Origin of the sequence: Peribacillus sp. NPDC097197 (genome assembly GCF_050278025.1) — a bacterium.
In the GTDB taxonomy this organism is placed as follows: Bacteria; Bacillota; Bacilli; order Bacillales; family DSM-1321; genus Peribacillus.
Genome location: NZ_JBNNST010000003.1, coordinates 115,946 through 141,870, shown reverse-complemented (window position 1 = coordinate 141,870; position 25,925 = coordinate 115,946). Strand labels below are relative to the sequence as shown.

The window sequence follows — 25,925 nt, the reverse complement described above, 5'->3', positions numbered from 1 at the left end:
TGTGATCTTCTAAGATGTATGTCTTCTAGCATACCTGCTAGTAGACTCTTATTCACGTATTATCTAGTTGTATGATGGTGCTTCATGTTTCTATTCTTCAGTAGTTGTCTCTTCTTGGGTTACTTTCTTTTCTTTAGCAGCTTTCTTTTCTTGGGCTGCTTTTTCCTCTTGTTCACGCTGTTCTTTATGGTCTATTACACGTTTATGATCCAATTTAATCTCTATCTTATTATCTTTTTTAGACCATTGCACGTTATCACTTGTTTCTTTCGTCAACCAACGGAAAACTCGCGATATATCACTAGAAGATGTAGCGGGTCTTGGTGTAGCTTCCTTGATTTGCAAGGGAACCACATCAACGGTTGCTTGTCCGTCATCAGTTAAATGGTATTGTACCATCGCAGAATCTTTTGTACGTGTCCAGCCTTGGTCAAATACAAAGTTACCTAAGCTGTAGAAGATAAGTCCATCTTTATATACATCGAATGATTGGACGACGTGGGGGTGATGGCCGATGATGATATCTGCACCAGCATCGATCACCGCTTTCGCTAATTCTGTTTGACGACCTGTCGCAGAAGTTGCATATTCTTGGCCCCAGTGCATATTGACGACAACTAAGTCTGCATTTCCTTTTTTCGCATCCTTGGCGTCACCGATCATTTCAAATAATAAGTCAGGATTGGAATTCAATAATCCGGCTTGATTATTTTTGGCTACCGCATTTTTACCATATACATCGGTAAAGCCCAGAGTAGCGATACGTACGCCTTTAACATCCTGGTAATTGATGTTTTCTTTCGCTTCTGTAATATTCCGACCTACACCAACATAATCCATTTTGGCATTCTCGAATTCATCGATTGTGTCGAGCAATCCCTGTTCTTCAAAGTCCATCATATGGTTATTCGCAAGAGTCATGACAGAAAATCCAGCATTTTTAACAGCTTCCACGCCATCTGCATACGAATTTAGACGAATGGCTGTATCAGCTTCTTCATATTTCGATACATCTTTTGCTAGAGCAGGATGTTCATAGTTTCCACTTACATAATCCGAAGCATTGAAATAGGGCTTCATGTAACGGAAGAGGTAATCAAAACCATGGCTGTCTGTCACTTCCTCAACATAACGGCCCATCATGATATCTCCGACCATTGACATTGTAAGGGTATCGTTTGGTTTGGATGCAACAACCTCCACGTCTTTCGTGCGTCCCAACCAAGATGTTACGACTAAGACGATGATCAATATCGGTAGAACGATTGCAGTGTATTTGAGATTCTTTTTCTTCGTCCGCTTTGTAAAGATAAGTGTTTTTTCTTTTGCGTTTAAAGTACGTTTCATTTTATCCACCTCAGAATAGGTAATACACGTTCATTAGACCGAAAGTTACTCCGGATAATAAAAGCGTGCTGCCGAGTGTTAATGGCATTCCTTGTCTTTGAATGGCATTAGCGATCAAGCCAGGGACGATTATACCAATACCACGGAATTCATAGATTTCAAAAGGCATGACGGGGTAGACGAAATCCAAAACGAGTTTTAGACAAATCCCCGTTATCATCATTGCGGCAAACTTTCTTCTTCCATATAAGATTACCCATCTTGAAAGTCCGTGAGCGACAATGAAATACGTTAAGATACTTACTATAATAATAACCAGCATGACTTGCCATTGATCAAAAACTAATGCCAAATAACCTGGCACGATAAGTCCGGCGGGCACAACACCCGTTTTTTCTGAAAAAATAAGGCTCAGTGTTACCCCTAGTACTAGGGCTACGTATAAATCCGATCCAAACATTAAGGTTCCTCCTACTTAACTCGCTTTTTGCTTCGTTTTAGTTTTCATGATTGCGTCAATTAAGGGTTCTGCTGCTCCGTGAATGTTACCGACCCCATAAACGATTCGGTTTTTCATGACTGGGCGCAGTTTGGCAACGATTTCTTCCGTTGACCATTCTTCTAAATCCCAATACTCTACTGTATCCAATTTTCCTTGCTCAAATGCTTTCGTTATTGGTGAAGTAGTTTCACCGATGGCAATGACGATTTCGGACTTTATGTAAGGCAATACATCTCTTGCAAATTGCTCTGTACGGTCCACACGGTCAGGACGGCAGTTCATGATTACGATAGGAGCTTCCGTGCTGTATCCGAAGGTACTTACCCTGTCCCAAATATTCAATGTAGATGACGCATCATTGGCGGCAAATCCATTAACGAAGAAAGTCGGTTGCCTAGCATCTCCAAATTTAGTGATACGCATGGCCCCTGGGTCTGGATGTGCATTTAACATGCCACGGAATGCCGTTTTCTCATCGATGCCCAATGCTTCTGCAACAGCCAAGGCAAGGGAGGCGTTATCAGGGAATACCATATAGTCGAATTCACGTAGAAATTCTTCTGAGATCCTTGAGTTATCGGCTACGATTACCTTCGTATTACGTTGTTTGGCAATTTCTTTGTAATATTCTAAATGTTCGCCCTCGATGGTTATTAAATGCCCATTGTAGGGTATGGTTGCAGTGAATGCTTCTGCAACTTGATCCAATGTTGGTCCCATGACATCCATGTGATCTTCAAGAACGTTTACGATAACCCCAATGTTGGCCTGGATCATTTTATTTTGGAAGATTAGTTGATAGTCAGGCTGCACGGCCATGCACTCACAAACTAATGCTTCAGTTCCTAAGTCAGCTACTTCTTTAACTACGCGACGTTGTTCCCCGATATTCGGTCCTTCTGGACGACGTATGATCGGTTTTTCTTTGTCCGTAAACCAATAAATCATTCTTGCGGAAGTTCCGGTTGTTTTTCCTATTGTCTTGTACTCCGCTTCCTTGATCACACCTGTAATCAGACGTGTTACAGTGGATTTCCCTCGGATCCCATTTACGTTGACACGTACGGGAATGGAGTCGAGACGCTTTTGATGGCGTTTTTGTTCGACTATGCCATAGCCAAGCAAAAATAATGCACAAATAAATATCGGTGCCATTTTTTAACCTCTCTTTTTTTATATATTTGATTTACTGAATACACACTACATGATTTTAAACTTATTAAGCAAGGGTCGTTTTTCTATAGCAAGATAGCTTATTTTGATAATTTCCAAATTAAACTATAAATGAGTGTAATAGTAACTAATGGCTATAATATTCATGTAAGGACAAATACTCTATGGATTCCCCATTTCATGATGATTCTATTATGAGATGGAGAATAAAAAATAATGTTTATAGGATAATGAATTCTTTTTATAAGGATAAAAACCCAATTCCTAGTATCTACTGTAGGAGTTTAATGTAGATGATCCTTCCTGTTTTATAATTGTTTATACCTATTTGTGCGTTTATTTTCTAATCTACTAGTTTGTTTTTTCTTTATTCCTGTATTTTGATTCTAATGACTCATTTAGTGCTACTTTTTTGGGATTGGATAAAGATGAGTAAAATCACCCCCCATATTTTTTGGGTTTTTTTAATATGAATACCCGAGGGGCTATGAGGTGACATCAATAAATTGTCAAAATCCTTCTCTTAAAAGTTTTTGGAAACGAGGGTTTTTAAAAAAAGACTAGTTTCTTCTATTAATATAGTGTTAATAGTAGAACTAAAAAAAACCCAGAATAAATTCTGAGTTTTTGGAGTATTTTTACATTCGTTTATAATAAGGGATCAAATGAAATGTTATTTATAGATGAGAGTATTTTTTGTAAATTGATAGTCTCGAATCAATTTTAAGATGATGCTATCTTTAGCTAGATTTTATTCTATTTAAAAGCTCAGGATGTGAGTCCTTTTTACCGCCATCTATAACATAAAGCATAGGGGCTAATCTTCTGTTTCCTTTATCGGCAGAATTCATCTTCAAGTAATTTTCGTATTCGTTGCGAAAGAATTCGTCTTGGGCTTTCCCTTCGTTTAACTTTGCTATGAATTTGAAAAATCGTTTCATATGAATTCCTCCTTGTTTGGTTAAAAAGTATTAGGTTAATAGTAACATACTTTAGGTGGAAATTAACCACTTATTATAAAATAGGAAATAAAAAATAGTAAAGGTGATTATATAGACTTAGTTCTCTGGATTTGGAATACGATATTGATGTAAGACCATCTCGTCTGTTTAGAGAGTCTCCTGTTGATCGGGTTTCAAATGAGAGTAATTAAGAGTTGGTTCAAATGCTTTTTAAAAGTGTGCTGACACTTCTAGAGAGGAAGTAGTTATTCTACTATTTACTGATGTAAATATTACTGGAGTAATATTAATTATACATTGAATATTCAGAAAATAATAGTGTAAGTTGAATTATTTCTCTCTGTATAAGATTCATGGTGAATTTTTTATTATAGTTTGTTTTGTGTTGTTATTAGTTTATTCCCTGTATTCACTATATTGAAACAATTTTAATGAAGAGGATATATTTGTTATTAACTTCATAGGAATAGCTAAATGCAAGGAAAAGCTTCCCACAAGGTAGGTGTGGGAAGCGGCTTTCATCATAATTGAAATCTTTTAACCTGATCTGTTAACTGTTCAGCCGATGATGCAAGTTCACTGGCGTGATTGGTGATTTCATCCATTGAAGAGCTGGATTGCTGTGCTGAGGCGGACACTTGTTCAATGCCTGCTGCTGACTCTTCGGAAACGGCTGCAATGTCTTCGACAGCCTGGTTGATTTTTATGCTATTGGTAGAGATATAGTGTAAGTCATTGGTTATGTGTTGTAATTTTGTGCTCATGGCTCCCACTGAATGATTGATGGTTTCAAAGGTTTGGCCGGTAATGGTAATTTGTTGGGTGCCTTCATCTACTTGTGTATATCCATCTTCCAAGGAGTGAACGACGGTTTTTGAACCTGTTTGAATGGCTGCAACAATTCCAGTAATGTCACCCACAGAATCTGTAACTTGTTCCGCGAGTTTCCGAACTTCTTCGGCGACGACGGCAAATCCTTTTCCATGTTCGCCGGCGCGTGCCGCCTCGATGGCTGCGTTTAAGGCGAGTAAGTTAGTTTGATTGGAAATGTCCTGTATGACCTGAACGAGCTTTGAAATTTCCTGGGATTGCGAATCAAGGCCTTTTACCTCATCTACTGCCTGTTTCACAATCCTATCAATCGTTTGCATTTGTTGTACGGATTTGTGCATCATGGTTGTTCCTTCTTTTGTTAAGGACAGGATCTCGGTGGAGGTTTGGGAAATTTCTTCTCCTTCACTGTGTGCCTTTTGGATCTTTCCTGAGAATTCTTCCACCATACGGACGATTTCTGTTGCTTGGTTGGCTTGTGACTCAGAGCCTTCTGACAGCTCGTACATAGTGGTTGCAATTTGACTGCTTCCTTGTTGCACTTCATTTGCCGATTGGGTCAGCTCTTCGCTTTTGCTTGTAACGGATTCGGATACATTCAGCATGTTTTCGATGATATTGCGAAGGTTTCTCTGCATCTCGTTTGTAGAAAACGTCAATTCCCCGAGTTCATCGTTTGATGTCTGCTTAAGTGGTGCATGGTTCAGTTCACCTTTTTCCACTAGCTTCATCCTGTCTCGGATCCTAAGGATCGGTTTGGTAATGAGGTTGGCTGTCACAAGGGCAAGGCCAATCCCTGCTATGACTGTAATAATGGATAAAATGATACTCGTCGTTTTAACGGATTTTCCACTGCTGATGACGGTCTCTCCGGAAGCGACGATCAGTTTTTCACGCTCGGAAGCGAGCTCTTTGAAGCCATCCATTATTTCCGTGCTTATGGGCGCTACTTCATTCAGCAATATTTCTTTCGCCTGTTTTTCATCTCCTTGCTCATACTGGGTAAAGACGCGTTCTTCAATCATGGTTCTCCAATCAATGCTTGTTTCAATGATTTCTTTCGTTCTCTCAGAGTCGGATAAGGCTAATAGCTCTTCTTGTAGGTGTTTGCTTTCTTCGGTATAAGCTAGGAAATCCTCTTTATATTGTTCATCTCCAAATAGGATATACCCTCTAACAAATGCCATTCTTTGCGAAAGGTTATAGAGTAATTGTTCATCTTTAATAAGAAGAGGCAATTCATGGTCGATGATATCTCTAGAATGTTTAAGAGACTTATTGCTGCTGTAAATACTATAGGCTCCTAATATGATGCATAAAGATATGACTAGCATAAATGCTAACAATACCTTTGTTTTAATCTTTTTCAAGTGTACGGCCCCTTTTTCGGTAGATTAGTTTACCTTCTGTTTATCGGAAATGGGGACCGATATTTAAAGAGGAAAGGAGAAATTGAGCTGAAAAGACAGGGAATCTCTTTGTTTTTATGGAATATATTGATATGATTCCATATATTGCGTTATGATTATAGAGAAAAGATTATAAGCCGCTTTAGGCGGAAGAGGTTCTAGCTACCCTCTCAAAAAAACTAAGGAAAAGCAGCACTCTATTCTTAGGGTGCTGCTTTTTTCCGTAAAAAAGGAGTTTTTCATAATGTTGAAGAAAGAAAAGGCAGTAGTGGTGTTTAGTGGGGGACAAGACAGTACGACGTGTTTATTCTGGGCCATGAAGCATTTTTCGGAAGTGGAGGCAGTGACGTTTGATTATAATCAGCGTCATAGCTTGGAAATTGATTGTGCGCGGAATATTGCAAAGGAACTGGACATCCCGCATCATGTTCTGGATATGTCGTTGTTGAACCAGTTGGCGCCGAATGCGTTGACGAGAAGTGACATTGCTGTGGCGGATGGGGAAGAAGGGGAGTTACCGTCTACATTCGTACCGGGAAGGAATTTACTGTTCTTGTCATTCGCAGGAGTGCTTGCAAGCCAAATTGGGGCGAAGCATATTGTAACCGGTGTTTGTGAGACGGACTTTAGCGGATATCCAGACTGCCGGGATGTGTTCATTAAATCGTTGAATGTCACTTTGAATCTCTCAATGGATCAGTCTTTTGTTATAGATACGCCGCTTATGTGGCTGAATAAAGAAGAAACATGGGAAATGGCAGATCAACTGGGTGCCTTTGATTTCGTTCGTGAAAAGACGCTGACTTGTTATAACGGAATCATAGCCGATGGCTGTGGGGAGTGTCCGGCATGCAAGCTTCGAAAAAGGGGTCTGGATGACTATGTGATTAGACGGCAGGTGAAACTATAATGTATGGGTTCAAGATTGTCGATAAGCTTCAAAAAATACAACAGGACATTCATCGTAATCAATTGAACTATCATCAAAGACGGGTGCTCGTGAGCAAGGAATTCACGTTTGATGCAGCCCATCATCTTCATGATTATGAAGGGAAATGCAAGAATCTGCATGGCCATACGTATAAGGTCATTTTTGGCATCAGCGGCTATAATGATTCCCGTGGGTTGATGATCGACTTTGGCGACATCAAAGAGATCTGGAAAAATGAAATCGACATTCATCTTGACCACCGCTATTTGAATGAAACGCTGCCACTTATGAATACAACAGCTGAAAATATCGTCGTCTGGATTTATGAAAAGATGGCTGATGCCCTGCAAAACAAGGACTATAAAGGGGCTAGGGTTGAATTTGTCCGTCTTTATGAAACGCCGACGAGTTATGCTGAAGCAAGACGGGAGTGGATGGACTGTGAGTAAGCTGCCCGTCATGGAAATCTTCGGGCCGACCATTCAAGGGGAAGGCATGGTCATCGGGCAAAAGACGATGTTCGTCCGGACAGCTGGGTGCGACTATTCATGTGCTTGGTGTGATTCCGCCTTCACTTGGGATGGGACAGGAAAGGAAGATATCGTCCACATGACAGCTGAAGAAATATGGGAGGAGCTAAAACTCAAGGGAGGCAAGGGTTTCTCCTTCGTGACGATATCCGGGGGCAATCCCGGCCTCTTGAAGAATATGGCTGAGTTAATCACCCTTTTAAAAGAGAAGAACATCAGAATTGGCGTGGAGACACAAGGTAGCCGGTGGCAGGATTGGTTTCTCGATATTGATGAACTGACGATATCACCAAAACCGCCAAGTTCAAGGATGAAGACCGATTTTGAAGTGCTTGATGATATCCTATCTAAGCTTTCCAATAGAAGGGATGAAAATCAAATCTCTTTGAAGATTGTCGTATTTGATGAAGCTGATTATCAATATGCGAAGAATGTACATGCCCGCTATCCAGGCATTCCTTATTACCTGCAGGTAGGCAATGATGACAGCGTGACGACGGACGATCGGCAGCTGGTCAGTGAACTGTTGGGAAAATATGAACAGTTAATTAATCGGGTGATTGCCGATGACGAACTGAATGATGTGAAGGTGCTCCCCCAGCTGCACACGTATATCTGGGGAAATAAACGGGGCGTGTAAGGAAAAGGATGGGGAGGTCATACTTTCTATTAAATGCCGTTTCTCTTCTATTATATGTTCTTTACTTTTAGATACGCGAGGGGGTACTTTTATCCTTGATTTACTCCCGTATCCAAGATAAGATGAAAAAGGAAAAAAGATAATCCGCTTGAGGCGGAAGAGGTTCTAGCTACCCTCTCAAAAAAACTAAGGAGAACAGCACTCTTTCTTAGGGTGCTGTTTTTTCCTATAAAAGGAGATTGTAAGAAATGTTAAGAGTTCTATTGTATTTATTGTCCATTGTGACCGCGAATGTGGTCACAGCCGCTTTTATGCCATTGCAATTTGGTATGTTCATCATCCCGATGGGGACATTGTTGATCGGAGGGACCTTCATCTTCCGTGATTTAGTTCAAAATAAATTTGGCAGGGCAAGGACTTATCTGTGCATTATCCTGGCATTACTTTTATCAGCCAGTGTATCATTCTTGTTAGGCGATACATTATTAATCGTATTTGCTTCCGCCCTTTCATTCGTGGTGGCGGAAACGGCAGATACGGAAATATATACTCGATTGAAGCTACCATTAAGTTGGAGGGTATTTTACTCAGGGGTAGTTGGAGGATTTTTCGATTCCGCAATATTTGTGGTGATAGGGCTTAGTCCACTGGGGGCGAACATCTTGCCGTGGTCCTCTGTACCTGCCGCGATTGTTGGTCAGATTATTGTCAAAACGGTCATTCAGTCAATGGGGGCCATTCTATTGGGGAAAATCCATGTAAGGCTTGAAAAGCGGATCAATAATGGAGGGAATGCGCTTGGTGGATGATACTAAAGAAGAAGATAAGTGCTATTGCTTGGAGGCTTTTCGCGAGAAATATGGACCGCAAGTCCAGGGAGAATGCTTGAAGCTTTCTTGTGCCAACTACAGAAAGCATAAGCTTGATAAGCTAGAATCGAGAGAATGCGAGTAAACAAAACCCGTTGTTAAACGGGTTTTTCTTATAGGAAATTAGATTCCTATCCTGCGTAGTCAAACAAGGTTATCGATAATAAGAAGGGAAAAGGTACGGTATGATTACGTACCTTTTTATTAACATGATGTACCTCGAAATATAAGGTACATCATTGCTAAACTAAAAAAGGAAAATTCAGATTGCTAAATAAAACCAGTCATAGTAAAATGTCCTTCGGACCGCATCACTTGTCCTAAGTAAGGCATAGGTACTATAATCGGGGTAAAGAGGGTTACTTTAAATAGTTAATGATTTTATCAGAAATTTCAATATATACAACTTGAGGAAAAGGAGCAGATAGTATGAAAGTCATTGCACCTGAGTCATTCACATACAAAGGTGGAGAGAGAGCAGTTCTCTTACTTCACGGATTTACTGGAAGCACAGCAGATATGAAGAAGTTGGGTCGTTATCTCAATGACCGCGGCTATACCTGCCACGCACCTCTATATAAAGGTCATGGATTGCCAGCTGAGGAGCTCATCCATACAGGTCCAAAGGAATGGTGGAAAAACGTAGTGGATGGGTACCGTTTCCTTAAAGAAGAAGGGTACGAGGATATCGCCGTGGTCGGGATTTCCCTCGGTGGGGTCTTCTCTTTAAAAGTGGGAACGGAATTCCCTGTGAAAGGTGTCGTTTCGATGTGTGCCCCGATGAAAGGGAGAGACGTGAGTCGATTACATAATCGTATGATCAGTTATGCCAGGGCCTACAAAAAATTCGAAGGCAAAGACCCAGACCAAATCGATGCAGAAATTAAACGGTTAGAAAAAGAGCCTATGCACTCGTTGAAAGACGTTTTGCATATCATAGAAGATACTAGTGAAAATTTAGATTTGATTACGGCACCGACTCTTGTTCAACAGGGCCGGTTGGACGATTCCGACTATACGGAAAGTGCACCCATGATCTTCAATGATGTCGATACGCAACATAGGCAATTGATATGGTATGAGCAATCAGGGCATATCATCACATTGGGGAAAGAGCGGGAGCAAGTTTATGAAGATGTGCATCGTTTTTTAAATAACTTGATTTGGTAAAGTGGGAAGGCCGCCAGTTAAATTTGGTGGCCTTTTCTTAAATTAAAATCTTCTGTCTGATGAAATTCAGCTGTATAAGAACACTTTCACGTTCCCGTTAGTATCGATAGTTGCCAATAAAATATCGGCTATGTCCGCATTGTACATGGTTACTTTCCTTTTCAGCCATCCTTCATCCTTACCCACTCGGTTTAATTCGTGAAAATCAATCTTTCCCTCCTTAATAATGGTTATAGGAAAAGAAAATGGCTTTGTGGTCAACTTTATATCACCAGGGGTCACTGATTGGTATTGGGGAAGTAAGAAGAACGAAATAGTCCCATCAGGTTCCCAAAATGCCAAAGCAACTTTTTGAATTTCTTCAATTTTTGCCTTTCTTAATTCGGATAAAATAATATCGATAGAAATTCGTGCTTTGACTAAGTTTTTATGGATGACTTGTCCGTTTTCTATAAGAGGCAAAGGAGGGCTTTCAAAAAAATTCCGGAGTCTGCCCCAATGAAGACTCACAAATACACTGATTATATATAAAATAACTAGTACGACAGACGTGATCATCGGTCCCTTTAAGCCTAACTGTTCATCAGATAATGGGTGGGCAAGAATATTTCCAATGATCAATGCCATTAAAAAATCAATCAACCTTAACTGAGAAATGGCCCGGCGCCCCATCAATTTAACCGCAAAGAGTAAAAAAAAGAATGATATGATGGCTCTCAAAATCCACTGAAGGGTAGTAAGTGTTTCTTGGCTGTAGAAAAAATCCATCTAAGCTCACGTCCTTGGTTTTTGTTATCTAAGAATTAGTATGAGCGTTTGAATGATTTAGATGTAAAAATGAAAAAAAAGTGGACTCCTGGAAGTCCACTTTTTTAACGAATTTTTTGGGCAGGCTCGTCACTTGAGTTCTTCTCGATGAATTTCTTGACCTGTTCTATCGTTAGGCCAATTCTTTTGGCTTCCAATATAAGTGCCAGCCATATTTTGTCGAGTTGCTCCTGTTTCAATCTGTTCCCGGATTCCATGATCACCCTCCCAATCTACCTCTTGGATTTTTTATTCACTCAGAACAGCGCTAGTTAGAGAGTAAAATGACTTCTTGGGTTTTGGTGCTGTTCGTATTTTTAATTTCTTCTATGTGACTTTCCGGATGGTTTTTGTCAGGGCGCCCTATTCATAGGCTTTTCGAAAATGGGGTCTTTATTCGTGAGTGTGATTACTCATTTTCTTATGTAGTGATGTGGCTGCTATCCTGATTATTTTCCATGTTATTACTCTTATGTATTATCTTACAGTGATAAAGTAGGAGTCAAGTTAAAATACAGAATTAACAGAATATTAAAGAAAATAAAAAAAGCCGATCAGGCTTTTCCTGATTACGGCATGTAAAGTGGCTTATCTTTTTAAATAGTTTTCTGTGTAATAGGGCTTTTCATCTTCCTCAAAGGCGACGCCCACTCCCAGTGAAGAAAAGTCTTTTTGTAATTTATTTTCCCTGTGACCGATGGAATTCATTAAGCCTTCGTGGGCGAAGATACTGCTGTTCTGACCAGCGGCAAGGTTCTCCCCGGCCATGCGGAAAGTGATTTTGTCACTTTCCATCCGATCGAAGGGAGATTCCCCATCAAGATTAGTATGGTTAAAGTATTGGTTGACGGCCATGTCTTTACTGTGATCTTGGGCTGTCAATTTCACTTGCTTATCCCATGACAGGACGGAAAGATCATGATTGACCCTTGAGGCATTGGTCAAGTCGAATAATTGATATTCAAAGCCCTTTTTAAGCTCCGGGCTGGAGGGGGCAAAATAGGTGCTTTTTTGCTGTTCAAGACCTGCACTGATGATTTGGATCGATGTGACTGTATTATCCTCGTGTTTATCATAAAAAATCGTGACGAAGCTGTTATCCATCTTGAACGTATCATATTCGCCATTGCTTTGAATCTGGTAATATACATTTCCTTTAAGCAGTTTTGTTATCGGTTTCCCTAATTTTTCCGTCACCGTTTCTTTGGGTGTACTTCGTTTGATTCCTTGCTTGGATGAAATCAAATCCTGGTTTGTATAGAGACCGACGACTCTATTCTTGCTGTCGTAGGCCACCATGAAGAAATTTTGATAATTTTCATGATAGGCAAACCACTCTACTCCATATTCGTTCAGGGAATGGCGTTTGGCCTCACCTGCCTGCTTTTCGACGGATTCCTTTGTGTCGCCAAGCTCGATATTACGGACCGAAAAGGAGGATTCAGCAGGGGCCTTCAAGTCAGGTTTATCCACCTTTTTCGTTTCGGTTTGTTCCTCATCTCTTGCTTGATCGACTGTATCCGTCAATTTGCCGATCAACTGGTTGACTCCGGTATTCAGTTTTTCAATGGCATTTGATACTTCAGGTTTGGTTAAGAGGGAGCGAACATCCGTAGCGAAAGATCCGATTCCCGCCTTTAATCCCGACTCCTGAATGTCTTTTCCATACCCATACCAAAATCCGGCGAGAAGAAGAAAGAGAATCAATAGATTAATCACACTCCGCACATCGTTCACCCCAACTCACATATAATTACGTTCCCAATGATTAGCTCATAAACTGTAATAGGGGAGGTAAAGATAACAATACGATGGAGAATAAGAAAAGGACCTGGGTAACCCTTTTTGGCAGCTTTTCTTTTTTTCCTTTGTACCACCCACTGAATTGCAACTTGTTTCTATATAAAACAAACAATAATATAAGTATGGCCACAGAACCGAAGTAGCTATACTGATTATAATCTATTCCGAAACTCTGATACACATTCTCTAACAGAACGGAACACAATGCCCCGACAATACCGAATAATAAAAGAATCCGGATTAACTCAAATAGTACTCTCATGTTTTCCTCCTATTAATCATTTCCTAATGTTCCCCCGCTGTATATAGTTTTCTACATGGGACATAAGGGTTCCTTCCTTTGTCAATCTTCAGTTTCTCGCTCAACACTTTCTTTCAAGCACTGTAAATCATCATACGTCTTATCCTTTAAAGTACATTACTGTATTTTACTACTAAAATATATCATAATGGATGGTGGGGTGGATGATGCCTTAAAAGCAGTAGACATTTCTTATAGTGGATAATAAAAATTGGAGGTTTCTGATTATGGTCAATAGTTTACAAGCAACAACAACATTACATAATGGCGTCGAAATGCCTTGGTTCGGTTTAGGTGTATTTAAAGTGGAGGAAGGTCCAGAGTTGGTGAATGCAGTCAAAGTAGCCATTAAACACGGGTATCGTAGCATTGATACTGCAGCCATTTATGCGAATGAAGAGGGAGTAGGGCAAGGAATCCGCGAAGGTCTAGAGGTAGCGGGCATTACAAGGGAGGACTTGTTTGTCACCTCAAAAGTTTGGAATTCCGAACTAGGCTACGAATCGACAATCGCTGCTTACGAGACTAGCTTAAAGAAGCTAGGTTTGGATTATCTTGATCTTTACTTGATTCATTGGCCAGTCGAAGGGAAATATAAAGAGGCTTGGAGAGCAATGGAGACTCTTTATAAAGAAGGAAAGGTAAAAGCGATCGGGGTAAGTAATTTCCAAATCCACCATCTGAAGGATTTATTGAATGAGGCAGAAGTGAAGCCAATGGTCAATCAAGTTGAATGTCATCCGCGCTTAACTCAAAGGGAATTGCTGGAATTTTGCCGACAAGAAGGCATTCAATTGGAAGCTTGGTCTCCATTAATGCAAGGTGAATTATTAGATAATAAGGACCTTCAAGAGATTGCATCCAAGTATGGAAAATCCGTGGCCCAGGTCATCTTACGTTGGGATTTACAAAATGGAATCGTGACGATTCCAAAGTCGACAAAAGAGCATCGAATCGTGGAGAACTCCTCGGTATTTGATTTTGAACTAACGGAAGAAGATATGGCGCGAATGAATGAAATGAATCAGAATCATCGAGTCGGACCAGATCCTGACAACTTCGATTTTTAAGGAAAGGCAGAGATAGACGAGCTTGCAGTCTATCTCTTTTTTTCATTCAATCGTCCTTACTCGATGATTGACCATTCATGAAAAAAGCAAGGGCTGTACCCATGTCACTGTTGGATAATGATGTGTTAAGCGTTTCGTTAACCGTTTCCAACATTTCGCGAAGGCGTTGCTCACCCTTATCCGTGATGAGGGCACATACGCCACGTCGGTCATCTTCATATCCGAGCCGTTTTATTACCCCGCAACTTTTGTTTTCCATCCTGACGGAAAGCCTGGACATGGCACTTTGGCTTAACCCGACAAGCCGCTGTAATTCCAAAAGCCTCAATTTTTTTTCGGGTGCCTGAGATAAGTACAATAAAACGTAAAACTCATTCAAGGGCATTTGGTGCTTTTCCTGCAAGGCTCTATCAAGGTCATTGGAGAGCTCGGCATGTATATGTGTAAAGGATAACCAAGTATTTATAAGGGATTGTTCATGGGACATATCTTTTTGCCTCCCTCTGTTTACCTATTTTACATGTACCATTCGTTAAATTAAATGTACCAATAGGATGGATCAATGACAATAGCCGATTTGAGCATCGGTCGATTTGAATTAGTTGACACTACTTTTTGTGCATGATATAAATGCATGTGCATGCATTATAATACTTTGAGAAGGAGTTAGATACTATGAAAGATTTATTTTCCCCTTATTCTATAAAAAATCTCGATCTTAAAAATAGAGTCGTCATGCCACCTATGTGTCAGTATTCAGTCATGGCTGAAGATGGCGTACCGACAAGCTGGCACCAACATCATTATGTAAGCAGAGCGATTGGCGGCACAGGTTTGATCATCGTGGAAATGACCGATGTGGAACCGGATGGCCGGATTTCCAATCGCGACCTTGGTCTATGGTCTGACGATCAAGTTGGGGCTTTCACTAAGATTGTCGATGAAGTGCATCAATATGGAGCAAAAATCGGCATCCAAATCGCCCATGCAGGACGCAAAGCCGAAGATGCAGAGACACCTGTTGCCCCATCGGCGATTGCCTTTGATGAAACGTATAAAACGCCAAGAGCCTTGGAAACAGAAGAAGTGAAGGGAATGGTCGAGAAGTTCCGTCTATCTGTCAGAAGAGCGGTACAAGCTGGATTCGACGTCATTGAGTTGCATGGTGCACACGGCTATTTAATTCACCAATTCACCTCTCCACTTACGAATAAGCGGGAAGACGAATACGGGAAAGACCTGACCAAGTTCGGAGTGGAAGTCATTAAAGCGGCGAAAAGTGAAATGCCTGCCGATATGCCTTTGATCATGCGCATCTCTGCTAAAGAGTATGTGGATGGAGGATATGGAATCGAAGAGAGCATCAAGTTTTCGAAAGTCTTTAAAGAAGCGGGAGTGGATATGTTCCATGTCAGCTCCGGTGGAGAAGGACCGATTGGCGCTGATGGAAGACCGGGCACGCATGCCAATTATCAAACGCCATTAGCGAGAGAAATCAAAAAAGCGCTGGACGTCCCAGTAATTGCTGTAGGCCGATTGGAAGACCCGATTCTTGCCAACTCGATCATTGGCAACGAAGAAGCCGACTTGGTGGCAGTGGGAAGAGGGATGCTCCGTCATCCTTACTGGACATTAGAGGCTTCTAAAACGCTGAATAAACAGATTGAACTTCCAAAGCAATATCAACTAGCATTCAAACATTAAAAGTATGGACCGGTGGCCGCAGCATTTGCTTGCGGTCATTTTTTTGTATGGCACCAGCATTGGGTCATTTTTGTAAAAATAAGTGCTTGCAGGTAACGTTACGTAACCTTTTAAACTGAAGATAACGTTTAGAGGGGGAATGGTCTTGCATACATATTTCGAAAGTAGAGCATGGTCGTGGAGGGAACTTGTTTCCATCCTTGTACTTGTTTTAGTCCTGGTACCATTTTTTATCGAGTTTTTATTAGCGAATTTCTTATTGGAATTATTTCAAGACGATTTATATTCCGGAACATTGGTCGGTTTCATCATGTCAATCACCTTTATGATGGCCGTCTATTTACTTGTTTTACAGCCGAAAAGCCTAAGATGGAATGAAGTGGGGTTACGTAAGTTTCAGAGAAGCTATTGGAAGAATATCATCGGCTGGTCATTTGTATTGATTGTGGTCAGCATCCTGATTCTCATCGTGATGGATATAGTGGGGATAGGCTATGAAAATAGCAAAACGGAAAGTGTTCAGGCCCATGTGACACCCATCCATTTCGTTCTCGGTTTCGTGTCGGCGGCAATCATTTCACCTATTTACGAAGAAATCTTATATCGGGGTTTTCTTTATAGGTGGCTAAGGAGTAAATACGGCTTGAAGGCTGGATTATTTCTCAGTTCCTTCATCTTCATGATCGTTCATATCCCAAACTATAATGTCTTGCCGGTCACTTTTATATCCGGCCTCCTCTTTGCTTGGACTTATGAAAAAACCAAATCAGTCGTTCCCGGCATGATCATCCACGGTACATTCAATGCCATTGCCCTGATCCTTACCGCCTTTGGTTGAGAAGTGGTAAAAGAAGTGCTGTGCTCACAAGTGGTTGGAAAAATAAAGAGACTTTCAATGGAAGTCCCTTTTTTTTATTTTGATTACATTTTACCAATTGTTGTGATTTGGCAAGTTTTCATGTGAAATGTAAAGCATTTTACTTTATTGTTAAAAATGGATTCGAAGCCAATGTATGGGTTTTCCTGCCTGTTCATTGGTTTTGTTTGTGTCGTTATTTATGGGTTATGAATGAAAGGGGATAAGCGTAGATGTTTACAGCTAGATTCAATCATACAACCGAGTGTAATGAAATGGTAGGTGGAAAAGCGCTAAATCTAATCAAAATGTCGAAATTGGGCATGCCTGTACCTGATGGTTTCGTCATCACAAGTGTGGCCTTTTCACACTTCCTCGAAAAGAATCAATTAGATATAAAGAGCGAATCCATCCAAACGGAGGTTATGGAGGCGGTCATCCCGGATGATTTAGTAAGGGATGTATTGACCGCTTTCCAGGAATTGAGGAAACGTTATCCTGCCGTGGCCGTTCGTTCTTCTTCTGGTGCGGAAGATTTGGAAGGGGCCTCCTTTGCGGGTCAATATGAAACCTATTTGAATGTAAAAACGGAAGAGGATTTCTTAGGTAAAGTAAAATCATGCTGGGCATCTTGCTTTGAGAACAGGGTACAGCAATATACCGAGAATATTTTTGAAGGGTCAGATAGCATTTCAATGGGGATTGTCGTTCAAGGTCAAATCTATTCAGATATTTCAGGGGTGATTTTCAGTCAAGATCCTGTTACATATAACCCGGAGTGTATCTTGATCAATGCCAGTTATGGATTGGGTGAGGCCGTGGTATCGGGCTTGGTCACACCGGATACCTATTTGGTCAGTCGAGATGGTACGAAAATAGAAAGAGCCAAGGGCAGTAAAGAAATGAAAATCATTTCCGACTCCTCTGGAACAATGGAAGTGGCGACGGACCGGACTGAACGGAATGCCTATTGCTTATCAGATAAGTTGATTCATACATTAATAGAAATGACCTTGAAAGTGGAAAACTATTATAACCATCCTGTAGATTTGGAGTTTGGCATTCATGACCAACAAGTCTACCTTTTACAAGCAAGGCCGATTACGACTGAAGTGAAGAAAAAGGAATCCGTGCCAGAAGCCAGGAAAGGTTACCTGTTGGAACGGAAAGACGAGGATGAATTCTGGTTTTTGCTTGATACGTTTTTCCCGAATCCAATCTCGCCATTGTTCACTTCCATCGTCACCCAGTCTTTTTATGAAGGCATGGCCATGGCCGTTGATGCATTGAAGGAACCTACGGGGTATACCAATATGAAAGCTCAGAACGGATACTATTATGGGAAACAGACTTTCTTTGAAACCGACCCAAACCAATTGTTAGCAGAACAAGAGAAACTAATGGAGGAAATGTATCCGCGAATGAGGGATCGGATGTATGAAATCATCTATGATAAATTGATTCCCATCTATCGGTATTTAGATGGGGAAAGGGCTCAAGCATTTACGGTCGACAAAGTGAAAAAGGGATTAGTAGAGTTAGAGGCCTTTTATAAGGATGTGTATTTCTGGCACTTCATGATTGTCTTCCCGAGCAATCATATCAACAGGAAATTGGAGACCATTTATCTAAAAGCAACGGGAGATGCACCTTTACATGAACTCTATCAATCTTTGGCTGGCGTCATGAATAAGTCACTGGAATCCGACCATTTGCTTTGGGAGTTATCATTGAAAGTAAAAGCGGAACCTTCTTTGATGAAGGTGTTCATGGAATCGGAAGAAGGAAGCCTGTTGCAGAACCTCAACACCGTCGGCAGGGGCAAGGACTTTCTGAACCGTGTGGAGAGCTTCGTCAGCGTGTACGGATACCGTTCCACCAAGTCACATGATTTTATAGAAGATACATGGATTGAGAATCATGAGCATGTGTTACAAATCATCAAGAACTTAATACTGAATGAACATGATTTTGACAAAGAATTCGAGTCGGCTGTCACGGCCAGAAAACAGATGTATCATAAGATCATCAACGGAATCAAGGATCCCAACGATCTGGAAGCATTTGAAGAACAGTATAAATTGGCTTTGGATGCGGCTGTTATCACGGATGATCATCACTTTTATATCGATGCCATGTTTGACGCGAAGGCCCGGTTATATTTATTGAAAGTGAGCGAGCTTCTAGTGCAGCAGCAAGTGCTGGACGATAAGGAAGATATCTGGTTTGTATATAAAGATGAGATCCTCGCTGTACTGGATGAACCTCACTCCTTGATGGAAGTCGTGAAGGAACGAAAGAAACAATATGAGATTCAAGGTAAAATAAAAGCTCCTTCTTATTTTGGGAAACCGTCGGAAAAAGAGCGGAACTTCGTGGAAATGGTATTCGGCTCACTCGAAGAAGATAAGGAGAATACGGGGAATGTGATGAAAGGTATCGCGGCTTCCGGAGGTATTAGCGAAGGCCCGGTCCGAGTGATCTCCAGTATGCAGGAAGCATCCAAGTTTCAAAAGGGGGATATATTGGTCTGTAAAAACACGACTCCCGTCTGGACGACTTTCTTCCAGGATGCAGAAGCGATCGTTACGGATACAGGGGGCATGCTATCTCATTCCGCAATTATTGCAAGGGAGTATCAGATTCCCGCCGTTTTAGGAACGAAAGTGGGAACGGAACGATTACATGATGGGGATTGGGTCATTGTCGACGGCAATACAGGAACCGTTACGATGATTGGCTAATTACCCTTTGGATAGAGAATGTAAGAGGTGAAAGTATGAGTAAACAAAAAGAATTCCTGATGATAGCACTAACATTGATGGGGGCGTTCCTCGTGCCCATCAATTCAACGATGATATCCATTGCGCTCGGTTCCATATCGGGATTTTATGGATTGGATATACATAGTACGACCTGGGTGGTTACGATTTATCTGATTGTCATGGCCGTCACTCAGCCGATTGCCGGCAAATTGGGTGATATTTATGGAAACCGCAAGATCTATATAGTCGGTGCAGCCCTATTTCTTGTGGCTTCCATAGGATGCGCACTGGCTCCAAATATGATCATGCTTGTTGTCTTTCGATCTCTTCAAGCGATCGGTGGAGGATTGCTGATACCGAATGTGGTCGCCTTGATTCGACATACGGTGTCACGTGAACGTTTATCTAGCGTCATGGGACTATTCGGGATGGGGATGGGTCTTGGCGCAGCTGTCGGTCCTCTCGTAGGATCGTTGTTAATCGCGGTACTTAGTTGGAAAGCGATCTTTTGGGTCAATGTCCCCTTTTTAGTCGGTGCCCTTGCTGGCGGTATGTTCCTCATACCTAAGCTTGAGAAAAAGTCATCCAATAAACCGTTGGACGTACTCGGTTCCATCTATTTGGCCATATCAATAACCTTATTAATATCGTTGACGCATACAAACTCGACAAGGGTGTCTATCATTCTTGCAATCGTGAGCCTTTTATTCATTGTGCTATTCGTGAAGCGCGAGCGTTCCGTTCCGTCGCCGATCATCGATTTCCAATTGTTTAAGAGTCCTATCTTTGCGAATGCCAACATATCGGTCTTGCTAAACAATTTCATCATGTATGCAATCTTGCTTGTCATGCCGTTGATCATGACGACAAAAATGAACATGTCAACATCCATGAGCGGAATCATGCTATCCCTGTTCTCGATTTCCATGGCACTCAGCAATATGATGGGTGGGCAGCTAAACCGAAAATTCGTATCGGCAAAAGTCATCTTCTTTTCTTTCGCCGTAACGGTGGTATCGAATTTCTTATTATTTTTCGTGATTTCCTCCCAGTCTTTTATCTACTTGGCCATTACACTCGTGTTAAATGGGTTGGCTATAGGGTTGGGACTGACCAGTATGCAGGTTGCCTCGCTTGAAGCGGTGGATGAGTCAGTCTCCGGTTCGGCTTCAGGCATCTTCTCGACGTTCCGATATTTCGGAAGCATCGCCTCTTCCACGCTCATAGGGATTGTTGCGAGTTATTCCATCCTATTTGGCATTCTCATGATAGCAGCCTTGTTAGGTGCACTTTTGGCCAGGATGGTGTACAGGAATAAAGCAGTAAGTACGGTATAAAGATCATGTGTTACGGACTTCCACATTTTCCAACTACCTGTATAATTAAGGTTGAAACCTTTATATCAATGAAGGGGAAGTCCGTATCGTTTTGAATAAAAAAAAGTATATGGTATTAGCTGGTGTTTTAATATTTTTCTTGATTATGTCGATGCTTTTTGCCCGTACATATTTTACACATCGAGAATTCATGGAAGCAACCAATCAATGTTACGATAACGATGGCAGGCCAGAGGTGGAGAGAAATACTTTTTCGAATGATTGGTCTGTTATATGCCATCCATAATAGTCATGTTTTCCTGAAAGTTTTGTTATAATATACAAGACAAATTAAACGATAACTTGGGGTGCTTATAATGGAACAAATTAAAATTTTTACGCCAGAAGAAATTGAAGCAAAGGTTGAGGCAGGAGAAGCGATTGAGCTTGTCGATGTCCGTGAAGACGAAGAAGTGCAAGAAGGCATGATCGAAGGAGCGAAGCACATTCGCATGAATGATATCCCTGCCAACCTTGACTACTTCGATAAGGATAAAGAATATATCTTCATCTGTCGTTCAGGACGCCGCAGTGAGAATGTATGCCATTACCTTCAGGAGCAAGGCTATAAAGTGGCAAACATGGATGGCGGAATGATGCATTGGACAGGGGAAGTCATCGTTAAGTGATGGGGTTTTTCAAGAAGCCTTGTTACTTTTGCAAACGGAAGACGAAAGACGTCACGACCTATCTGAACGAAGATCGAAAAAAGATACATGTTTGTGCACAGTGTAAGGGGTATGCGGAAAGACGTGCATATTTCCGAGCTAAATGAGTGGGGCCCTTCTTTCGGAGGGCTCTTTTTTCTGGGGATATGTTAAAATAAGGATGTTTAAGTCAGAATATATAGACAAAGGGGAATCTGTCAAGTGCATGTACATAAAGTAGCGGTCATCTCGGGAGATGGAATTGGTCCTGAAGTAATTGATGAAGGTATAAAAGTATTGAATAAAGTAGCTGAATTAGCGGGCGACTTTTCGTTTGAATTCACCTATTTTCCATGGGGGTGCGAATATTACCTGGAGCATGGGAAGATGCTTCCTGATGATGGGCTGGAACGGTTGAAGGAATTCGAGGCCGTCTATCTTGGGGCAGTCGGTTATCCTGGTGTTCCAGATCATATTTCCTTACGGGAACTGTTATTGAAAATAAGGAAGCAATTCGATCAATACGTGAATGTCCGTCCCATTAAGTTGCTGAAGGGTGCGCCTTGTCCACTGAAGGATGTGACTCACGACCAAATCGATATGGTGGTCATCCGCGAAAACAGCGAGGGAGAATATGCCGGTGCAGGGGATTGGCTATTTAAAGGAAAGCCAGAGGAAGTGGTGTTACAGACAGGTGTCTTTTCCCGTAAAGGTACGGAACGGATTATCCGTTACGCCTATGAATTGGCACGGAAGTCGGGAAGAACGCTAACGAGCATCAGTAAAGCGAATGCCTTGAATTATTCGATGGTTTTTTGGGATGAGGTGTTCGAGGAAATTGGACAGGAATATCCGGAAGTGGAAACGCATTCTTACCTGGTTGATGCGGCGAGCATGTTCTTTGTCAAACAGCCTGAAAGGTTTCAAATCGTCGTCACCTCCAATTTGTTCGGTGACATCATCACCGATTTAGGCGCCGCCATTGCTGGAGGGATGGGGCTGGCTGCCGGGGCCAATTTAAATCCTGAACGAGCGTATCCGTCCATGTTCGAACCCATCCATGGTTCTGCACCGGATATAGCGCAGCGAGGCATCGCCAATCCGCTTGCCGCCATTTGGTCTGCGAGCCAGATGCTTGATTTCTTCGGTCATGAAGATTGGGGCAAGAAGGTACTGGGTGTCATTGAACAAGTGATGGTCGATAAAAAGGTGCTCACTCCTGATATGGGAGGAAATAGTTCTACTGAAGAAGTCGGCAATGAAGCGGTGGCTTTACTATCGGATTTATAAGTAACACGTATAATCCATGAATAAAATGGGCACCCTGCTCAATAACCATCAAACGTTAAAAAGGCAGGGGAAAGCCAATGATTCAAGTGAAGTTGTTTGATTATGAGCATGAAAAGGATTTGGAAGAGGAGATGAATGACTTTCTCGTCGATATCCGTGATAGTCAAATCGTCGATATTAAATACAATGTCGCCACGACCGGTGAAGAGGAACATGAACAGATTTATTGTTTTAGTGCGATGATCATTTATAAAAAAAGGTGAAATCCGACCCATATGACTTGGTGTCGGTTTTTTTTACATGTAAAAAACAGGCCATACTGTTCAAGGGATTTGTCTTCTGCGAAGAGAATAGGTAAAGTTAGACGTAATACAGTGTGATGGTGTATTAAAAGGGGAGATCCATTTTGGATAACAATATGAAGCAACTCATGAAAGAACTAAAGAAATCAAACGGAGGCCATGTGTTCTACTGTTTCGATGAACTGGAGACTTATATTCATAACGAAACCCTATTCATTATTTCCGGTGTTGAACAGGGAAACGATATAATGGTCGTCGAAAATGATCGGATCTTTCCTTTCGTATATAAGAAATTACAAGGACAATTAAATGACGAACAGCTGAAGAAAGTGCACCATATCAATAATTTTGATTTTTACTGCTTTGAAGGAGACTTTCATCCCAACACGATGGTCGAGTATTTTTTAAGGAATGTGGAGGGATACATGGCGAATGATGTTTCCCTGCAAACCTGGGGCCACGTTGAATGGGGGGGAAGTGAGGAAGTCGTGTTCGAGAGCATTAGCGAATATGAAAAGGGCGTCAATCAAATCATTGCAAAAAAGGGCATGGTTTCTGTTTGTGCCTATGATGAATGTAGGCTGACCCCGACACTGAAATCCATGTTAATGAAGCACCATGGCGTGTTCATGACGGATGAAACGTGCACAATCATAGCTAACTAAACCAGGCAGAGGTGAGATAGTTGGAGCGCTTTACTGAAGAGGTAATCGGTATCATACAACATATTCCCCCTGGGAAAGTCATGACGTATGGGCAAATCGGCCAACTGGCTGGACACCCGCGCGGTGCAAGGCAAGTCGTCCGCATTCTTCATTCAAGCAGCAAGAAATATAACCTTCCTTGGCATCGGGTGATCAATGCGAAGGGTGAAATTGGCTTAAAACAGGAAGGGCTGGCTTCCCAACAAACCTTCTTACTAGAGAGTGAAGGAATCCACATCACGGAACATGGCAAGGTCGACCTTGAGGTGTACCGCTATCACCCTGGGGAAGCCGAGGGATGGAATATGGATCGTGGTTGAAAAAACGCGAATCGTGGTTGAATTAAGGGTAGGCGTGGTCGAATAAATCGGCGTTGTGGTTGAATAATGGCCATTTGTGGTTGAATTCCTACCAAGGACAAATCATAGCTACACAAAAGAGGCTGATCCCGTAACGAACGGGATCAGCCTCTTTACATTCTATGAACGAGCATATAATGCAGCATTCATGCCGGCAAGTCGACCGGTCACTAATGCTGAAGTGATGTTATAGCCACCCGTGTATCCGTGGATGTCCAAAATCTCGCCACAGAAATACAGCCCGTCCATTAGTTTGGAGGCCATTTCCTTAGGTTGGATTTCTTTGACGGATACGCCGCCACCCGTTACGAAGGCCTTTTCAATCGACTGGGTTCCATGGACACCGAATTGGAAATCCTTGCATAGTTCGGCGAAGCGGCGGATTTTTTCATTGGAGATCGTCGCACCTTGTTCTTGAAGGTCGATTCCGCTCCGTTCCAGCAAGAAGTGGAGATACCGTTCCGGTACAAGTCCTTTTAACGTGTTTTTAATTGCCTTTTTCGGTTCGGACTTGATTTCCTTTGCGATATCTTGGAAGACTTCTTCTTTGTTTCGATCCGGAAGGGCATCGATTTTCATCGTCACTTCAGCGAGGTTCCACTTTTTCATCGCCTTGACGACGAATTGGCTGCACCGAAGAACGGCTGGTCCGGATACTCCGAAGTGCGTAAAGAGCATGTCCATTTTATGCGTAATCAACGTTTTGCCTTTTGGGTTCAGTACGCTTAATGAAACATCTCGAAGTGCGAGCCCTTGTAGCGTCTTTTCTTTAATGAATGTTTCATTACTTAGGACCGGGACTTCCGTCGGGAACAGCTCGGTGATTGTATGTCCGGCCTTACGTGCCCAAGCATAGCCGTCACCGGTTGAGCCTGTTTGCGGGACTGATTTCCCCCCGACGGCAATCACGACCGCATCCGTTTCGAAGATTTGACCATCTTTCAAGCGAACGCCGCTCGTTTTCCCATTATCATAGAGAACCTCAGCGACAGGGGAATTCTTATAGATCTTCACCTTCAAATCGGCCAGGCGCGTCAATAGGGCATCGACAACGCTTTGTGCTTTATCGTTGACCGGGAACATCCTGCCATGATCTTCTTCCTTTAGGGCCACGCCTAACTTTTCGAAGAACTGTATGATGTCTTCATTGTTGAATTCAGAAAACGCACTATATAAAAATCGCCCGTTTCCAGGGATATGCTGAATGATTTCATCGATGGAGAGCCTGTTCGTCACGTTGCAGCGCCCGCCACCTGATATCGCTAGTTTCCTGCCTAATTTCTCGCCTTTATCCACTAATAATACGTGGGCACCTTTTTCGCCAGCCGCAATGGCTGCCATCAATCCGGAAGGGCCACCGCCAATTACTATTACATCATATTTCAAAATGATCACGCCTTTATTTTTTTCAGTCTCTTCATTATATAGCAAGACCCTGTCAGAATGCGAACTACAATAAAAAGGAATGATTTGTTTGTATAAAATCCGTGAAAACGATAAACTTGAGTGTAGTTTTCTATAGAAAAAATCCTTTATTATGTTAAGATAAAGAGCGTGTGAAACGTAACTGAAAGAGG

The 25,925-nt window shown here is 41.8% G+C and carries 27 protein-coding genes and 2 riboswitches; of the genes, 16 read left to right on the top strand and 11 right to left on the bottom strand.

Annotated features, from left to right (window positions below; translation table 11 throughout):
- Positions 1-90 precede the first annotated feature (90 nt).
- The 5 genes from ACQKL6_RS05315 to ACQKL6_RS05295 all read right to left on the bottom strand — a co-directional run bounded on the left by ACQKL6_RS05315 (position 91) and on the right by ACQKL6_RS05295 (position 6,185).
- Positions 91-1,347, bottom strand: coding sequence for a CapA family protein (locus ACQKL6_RS05315; RefSeq protein WP_427650712.1), 1,257 nt, complete (start codon positions 1,345-1,347; stop codon positions 91-93).
- Between the two features lie 10 nt (positions 1,348-1,357).
- Positions 1,358-1,807, bottom strand: coding sequence for a poly-gamma-glutamate biosynthesis protein PgsC (gene pgsC / locus ACQKL6_RS05310; protein WP_402957872.1), 450 nt, complete (start codon positions 1,805-1,807; stop codon positions 1,358-1,360).
- A gap of 15 nt (positions 1,808-1,822) precedes the next feature.
- Positions 1,823-3,004 (bottom strand): poly-gamma-glutamate synthase PgsB, encoded by a 1,182-nt coding sequence (gene pgsB / locus ACQKL6_RS05305; protein ID WP_402873896.1) that lies wholly within the window; start codon positions 3,002-3,004, stop codon positions 1,823-1,825.
- A gap of 758 nt (positions 3,005-3,762) precedes the next feature.
- Positions 3,763-3,963 (bottom strand): hypothetical protein, encoded by a 201-nt coding sequence (locus tag ACQKL6_RS05300; RefSeq protein WP_402957870.1) that lies wholly within the window; start codon positions 3,961-3,963, stop codon positions 3,763-3,765.
- A 542-nt stretch (positions 3,964-4,505) separates the two neighbouring features.
- Positions 4,506-6,185: a methyl-accepting chemotaxis protein gene (locus tag ACQKL6_RS05295; RefSeq protein WP_427650711.1), complete on the bottom strand. Its 1,680-nt coding sequence runs from the start codon at positions 6,183-6,185 to the stop codon at positions 4,506-4,508.
- A gap of 185 nt (positions 6,186-6,370) precedes the next feature.
- Positions 6,371-6,413, top strand: a riboswitch (PreQ1 riboswitch).
- A gap of 58 nt (positions 6,414-6,471) precedes the next feature.
- Here ACQKL6_RS05295 and queC point away from each other — a divergent pair.
- The 6 genes from queC (at position 6,472) to ACQKL6_RS05265 (ending at position 10,364) form a co-directional block, all read left to right on the top strand.
- The gene (gene queC, locus ACQKL6_RS05290; RefSeq protein WP_402873943.1) at positions 6,472-7,134 is read left to right on the top strand and encodes a 7-cyano-7-deazaguanine synthase QueC; all 663 of its coding nucleotides are present in this window, start codon (positions 6,472-6,474) and stop codon (positions 7,132-7,134) included.
- The gene (queD, locus tag ACQKL6_RS05285) at positions 7,134-7,604 is read left to right on the top strand and encodes a 6-carboxytetrahydropterin synthase QueD (RefSeq protein ID WP_427650710.1); all 471 of its coding nucleotides are present in this window, start codon (positions 7,134-7,136) and stop codon (positions 7,602-7,604) included. The genes queC and queD overlap by 1 nt, the downstream gene beginning before the upstream one ends.
- Positions 7,597-8,325 (top strand): 7-carboxy-7-deazaguanine synthase QueE, encoded by a 729-nt coding sequence (gene queE, locus ACQKL6_RS05280; protein WP_403080314.1) that lies wholly within the window; start codon positions 7,597-7,599, stop codon positions 8,323-8,325. Before queD ends, queE begins: the two co-directional genes overlap by 8 nt.
- A 153-nt stretch (positions 8,326-8,478) precedes the next feature.
- Positions 8,479-8,521, top strand: a riboswitch (PreQ1 riboswitch).
- A gap of 52 nt (positions 8,522-8,573) precedes the next feature.
- On the top strand, positions 8,574-9,134 hold the full coding sequence (locus ACQKL6_RS05275; RefSeq protein ID WP_402986731.1) for a VUT family protein: 561 nt from the start codon (positions 8,574-8,576) through the stop codon (positions 9,132-9,134).
- Complete coding sequence (locus ACQKL6_RS05270) at positions 9,124-9,279, top strand: hypothetical protein (RefSeq protein WP_427650709.1); 156 nt, start codon at positions 9,124-9,126, stop codon at positions 9,277-9,279. Before ACQKL6_RS05275 ends, ACQKL6_RS05270 begins: the two co-directional genes overlap by 11 nt.
- Positions 9,280-9,623: 344 nt before the next feature.
- Entirely contained in the window at positions 9,624-10,364 is a 741-nt protein-coding gene (locus tag ACQKL6_RS05265) for an alpha/beta hydrolase (protein ID WP_402957857.1), read from the top strand.
- A 66-nt stretch (positions 10,365-10,430) separates the two neighbouring features.
- On the opposite strand, the gene ACQKL6_RS05260 is transcribed toward ACQKL6_RS05265, so the two are convergent.
- From ACQKL6_RS05260 to ACQKL6_RS05245, 4 genes are all read right to left on the bottom strand, one after another.
- Positions 10,431-11,132, bottom strand: coding sequence for a DUF421 domain-containing protein (locus ACQKL6_RS05260; protein ID WP_402874656.1), 702 nt, complete (start codon positions 11,130-11,132; stop codon positions 10,431-10,433).
- Between the two features lie 104 nt (positions 11,133-11,236).
- Positions 11,237-11,389, bottom strand: a complete 153-nt coding sequence (locus ACQKL6_RS05255) for an anti-repressor SinI family protein (RefSeq protein WP_402874659.1) — start codon at positions 11,387-11,389, stop codon at positions 11,237-11,239.
- Positions 11,390-11,759: 370 nt separating this feature from the next.
- A complete protein-coding gene (locus ACQKL6_RS05250) occupies positions 11,760-12,899 on the bottom strand; it encodes a CAP domain-containing protein (protein ID WP_427650708.1) in 1,140 nt (379 codons plus the stop codon).
- 40 nt (positions 12,900-12,939) lie between these two features.
- Complete coding sequence (locus ACQKL6_RS05245) at positions 12,940-13,236, bottom strand: hypothetical protein (RefSeq protein WP_427650707.1); 297 nt, start codon at positions 13,234-13,236, stop codon at positions 12,940-12,942.
- A gap of 266 nt (positions 13,237-13,502) precedes the next feature.
- Here ACQKL6_RS05245 and ACQKL6_RS05240 point away from each other — a divergent pair, with 266 nt between their 5' ends.
- On the top strand, positions 13,503-14,345 hold the full coding sequence (locus ACQKL6_RS05240) for an aldo/keto reductase (RefSeq protein ID WP_402957855.1): 843 nt from the start codon (positions 13,503-13,505) through the stop codon (positions 14,343-14,345).
- Positions 14,346-14,391: 46 nt separating this feature from the next.
- On the opposite strand, the gene ACQKL6_RS05235 is transcribed toward ACQKL6_RS05240, so the two are convergent.
- Positions 14,392-14,832 (bottom strand): MarR family winged helix-turn-helix transcriptional regulator, encoded by a 441-nt coding sequence (locus ACQKL6_RS05235; protein WP_402874668.1) that lies wholly within the window; start codon positions 14,830-14,832, stop codon positions 14,392-14,394.
- Between the two features lie 188 nt (positions 14,833-15,020).
- On the opposite strand from ACQKL6_RS05235, the gene ACQKL6_RS05230 reads away from it, so the two are divergent.
- From ACQKL6_RS05230 to ACQKL6_RS05190, 9 genes are all read left to right on the top strand, one after another.
- Positions 15,021-16,049: an NADH:flavin oxidoreductase/NADH oxidase gene (locus tag ACQKL6_RS05230; protein ID WP_407407396.1), complete on the top strand. Its 1,029-nt coding sequence runs from the start codon at positions 15,021-15,023 to the stop codon at positions 16,047-16,049.
- A gap of 139 nt (positions 16,050-16,188) precedes the next feature.
- A complete protein-coding gene (locus ACQKL6_RS05225) occupies positions 16,189-16,887 on the top strand; it encodes a CPBP family intramembrane glutamic endopeptidase (protein WP_427650706.1) in 699 nt (232 codons plus the stop codon).
- 251 nt (positions 16,888-17,138) lie between these two features.
- A complete protein-coding gene (locus ACQKL6_RS05220; protein ID WP_427650705.1) occupies positions 17,139-19,649 on the top strand; it encodes a PEP/pyruvate-binding domain-containing protein in 2,511 nt (836 codons plus the stop codon).
- Positions 19,650-19,684: 35 nt separating this feature from the next.
- The gene (locus ACQKL6_RS05215) at positions 19,685-21,007 is read left to right on the top strand and encodes an MFS transporter (RefSeq protein ID WP_403122232.1); all 1,323 of its coding nucleotides are present in this window, start codon (positions 19,685-19,687) and stop codon (positions 21,005-21,007) included.
- Between the two features lie 356 nt (positions 21,008-21,363).
- The gene (locus ACQKL6_RS05210; RefSeq protein WP_402874682.1) at positions 21,364-21,675 is read left to right on the top strand and encodes a rhodanese-like domain-containing protein; all 312 of its coding nucleotides are present in this window, start codon (positions 21,364-21,366) and stop codon (positions 21,673-21,675) included.
- Positions 21,676-21,915: 240 nt separating this feature from the next.
- Complete coding sequence (locus tag ACQKL6_RS05205; RefSeq protein WP_402874685.1) at positions 21,916-22,983, top strand: tartrate dehydrogenase; 1,068 nt, start codon at positions 21,916-21,918, stop codon at positions 22,981-22,983.
- 77 nt (positions 22,984-23,060) lie between these two features.
- Complete coding sequence (locus tag ACQKL6_RS05200; RefSeq protein ID WP_402874688.1) at positions 23,061-23,246, top strand: sporulation protein Cse60; 186 nt, start codon at positions 23,061-23,063, stop codon at positions 23,244-23,246.
- Positions 23,247-23,389: 143 nt separating this feature from the next.
- Entirely contained in the window at positions 23,390-23,950 is a 561-nt protein-coding gene (locus ACQKL6_RS05195) for an MEDS domain-containing protein (protein WP_403122228.1), read from the top strand.
- Between the two features lie 20 nt (positions 23,951-23,970).
- Positions 23,971-24,309 carry an MGMT family protein gene (locus ACQKL6_RS05190; protein WP_402986710.1) on the top strand — a complete coding sequence of 113 codons (339 nt, stop codon included), beginning with the start codon at positions 23,971-23,973 and terminating at the stop codon, positions 24,307-24,309.
- Between the two features lie 159 nt (positions 24,310-24,468).
- Here the strand turns inward: ACQKL6_RS05190 and ACQKL6_RS05185 are convergent, their stop codons facing one another.
- Positions 24,469-25,734, bottom strand: a complete 1,266-nt coding sequence (locus tag ACQKL6_RS05185) for an NAD(P)/FAD-dependent oxidoreductase (protein ID WP_402874696.1) — start codon at positions 25,732-25,734, stop codon at positions 24,469-24,471.
- Positions 25,735-25,925: the final 191 nt, after the last annotated feature.

Bases quoted from the DNA above. Each gene is read 5' to 3' on its own strand.
- ACQKL6_RS05315 (WP_427650712.1), bottom strand. From the start codon at position 1,347: ATGAAACGTACTTTAAACGCAAAAGAAAAAACACTTATCTTTACAAAG.
- pgsC (WP_402957872.1), bottom strand. From the start codon at position 1,807: ATGTTTGGATCGGATTTATACGTAGCCCTAGTACTAGGGGTAACACTG.
- pgsB (WP_402873896.1), bottom strand. From the start codon at position 3,004: ATGGCACCGATATTTATTTGTGCATTATTTTTGCTTGGCTATGGCATA.
- ACQKL6_RS05300 (WP_402957870.1), bottom strand. From the start codon at position 3,963: ATGAAACGATTTTTCAAATTCATAGCAAAGTTAAACGAAGGGAAAGCC.
- queD (WP_427650710.1), top strand. From the start codon at position 7,134: ATGTATGGGTTCAAGATTGTCGATAAGCTTCAAAAAATACAACAGGAC.
- ACQKL6_RS05275 (WP_402986731.1), top strand. From the start codon at position 8,574: ATGTTAAGAGTTCTATTGTATTTATTGTCCATTGTGACCGCGAATGTG.
- ACQKL6_RS05265 (WP_402957857.1), top strand. From the start codon at position 9,624: ATGAAAGTCATTGCACCTGAGTCATTCACATACAAAGGTGGAGAGAGA.
- ACQKL6_RS05260 (WP_402874656.1), bottom strand. From the start codon at position 11,132: ATGGATTTTTTCTACAGCCAAGAAACACTTACTACCCTTCAGTGGATT.
- ACQKL6_RS05255 (WP_402874659.1), bottom strand. From the start codon at position 11,389: ATGGAATCCGGGAACAGATTGAAACAGGAGCAACTCGACAAAATATGG.
- ACQKL6_RS05245 (WP_427650707.1), bottom strand. From the start codon at position 13,236: ATGAGAGTACTATTTGAGTTAATCCGGATTCTTTTATTATTCGGTATT.
- ACQKL6_RS05240 (WP_402957855.1), top strand. From the start codon at position 13,503: ATGGTCAATAGTTTACAAGCAACAACAACATTACATAATGGCGTCGAA.
- ACQKL6_RS05235 (WP_402874668.1), bottom strand. From the start codon at position 14,832: ATGTCCCATGAACAATCCCTTATAAATACTTGGTTATCCTTTACACAT.
- ACQKL6_RS05230 (WP_407407396.1), top strand. From the start codon at position 15,021: ATGAAAGATTTATTTTCCCCTTATTCTATAAAAAATCTCGATCTTAAA.
- ACQKL6_RS05225 (WP_427650706.1), top strand. From the start codon at position 16,189: ATGGTCTTGCATACATATTTCGAAAGTAGAGCATGGTCGTGGAGGGAA.
- ACQKL6_RS05220 (WP_427650705.1), top strand. From the start codon at position 17,139: ATGTTTACAGCTAGATTCAATCATACAACCGAGTGTAATGAAATGGTA.
- ACQKL6_RS05215 (WP_403122232.1), top strand. From the start codon at position 19,685: ATGAGTAAACAAAAAGAATTCCTGATGATAGCACTAACATTGATGGGG.
- ACQKL6_RS05210 (WP_402874682.1), top strand. From the start codon at position 21,364: ATGGAACAAATTAAAATTTTTACGCCAGAAGAAATTGAAGCAAAGGTT.
- ACQKL6_RS05200 (WP_402874688.1), top strand. From the start codon at position 23,061: ATGATTCAAGTGAAGTTGTTTGATTATGAGCATGAAAAGGATTTGGAA.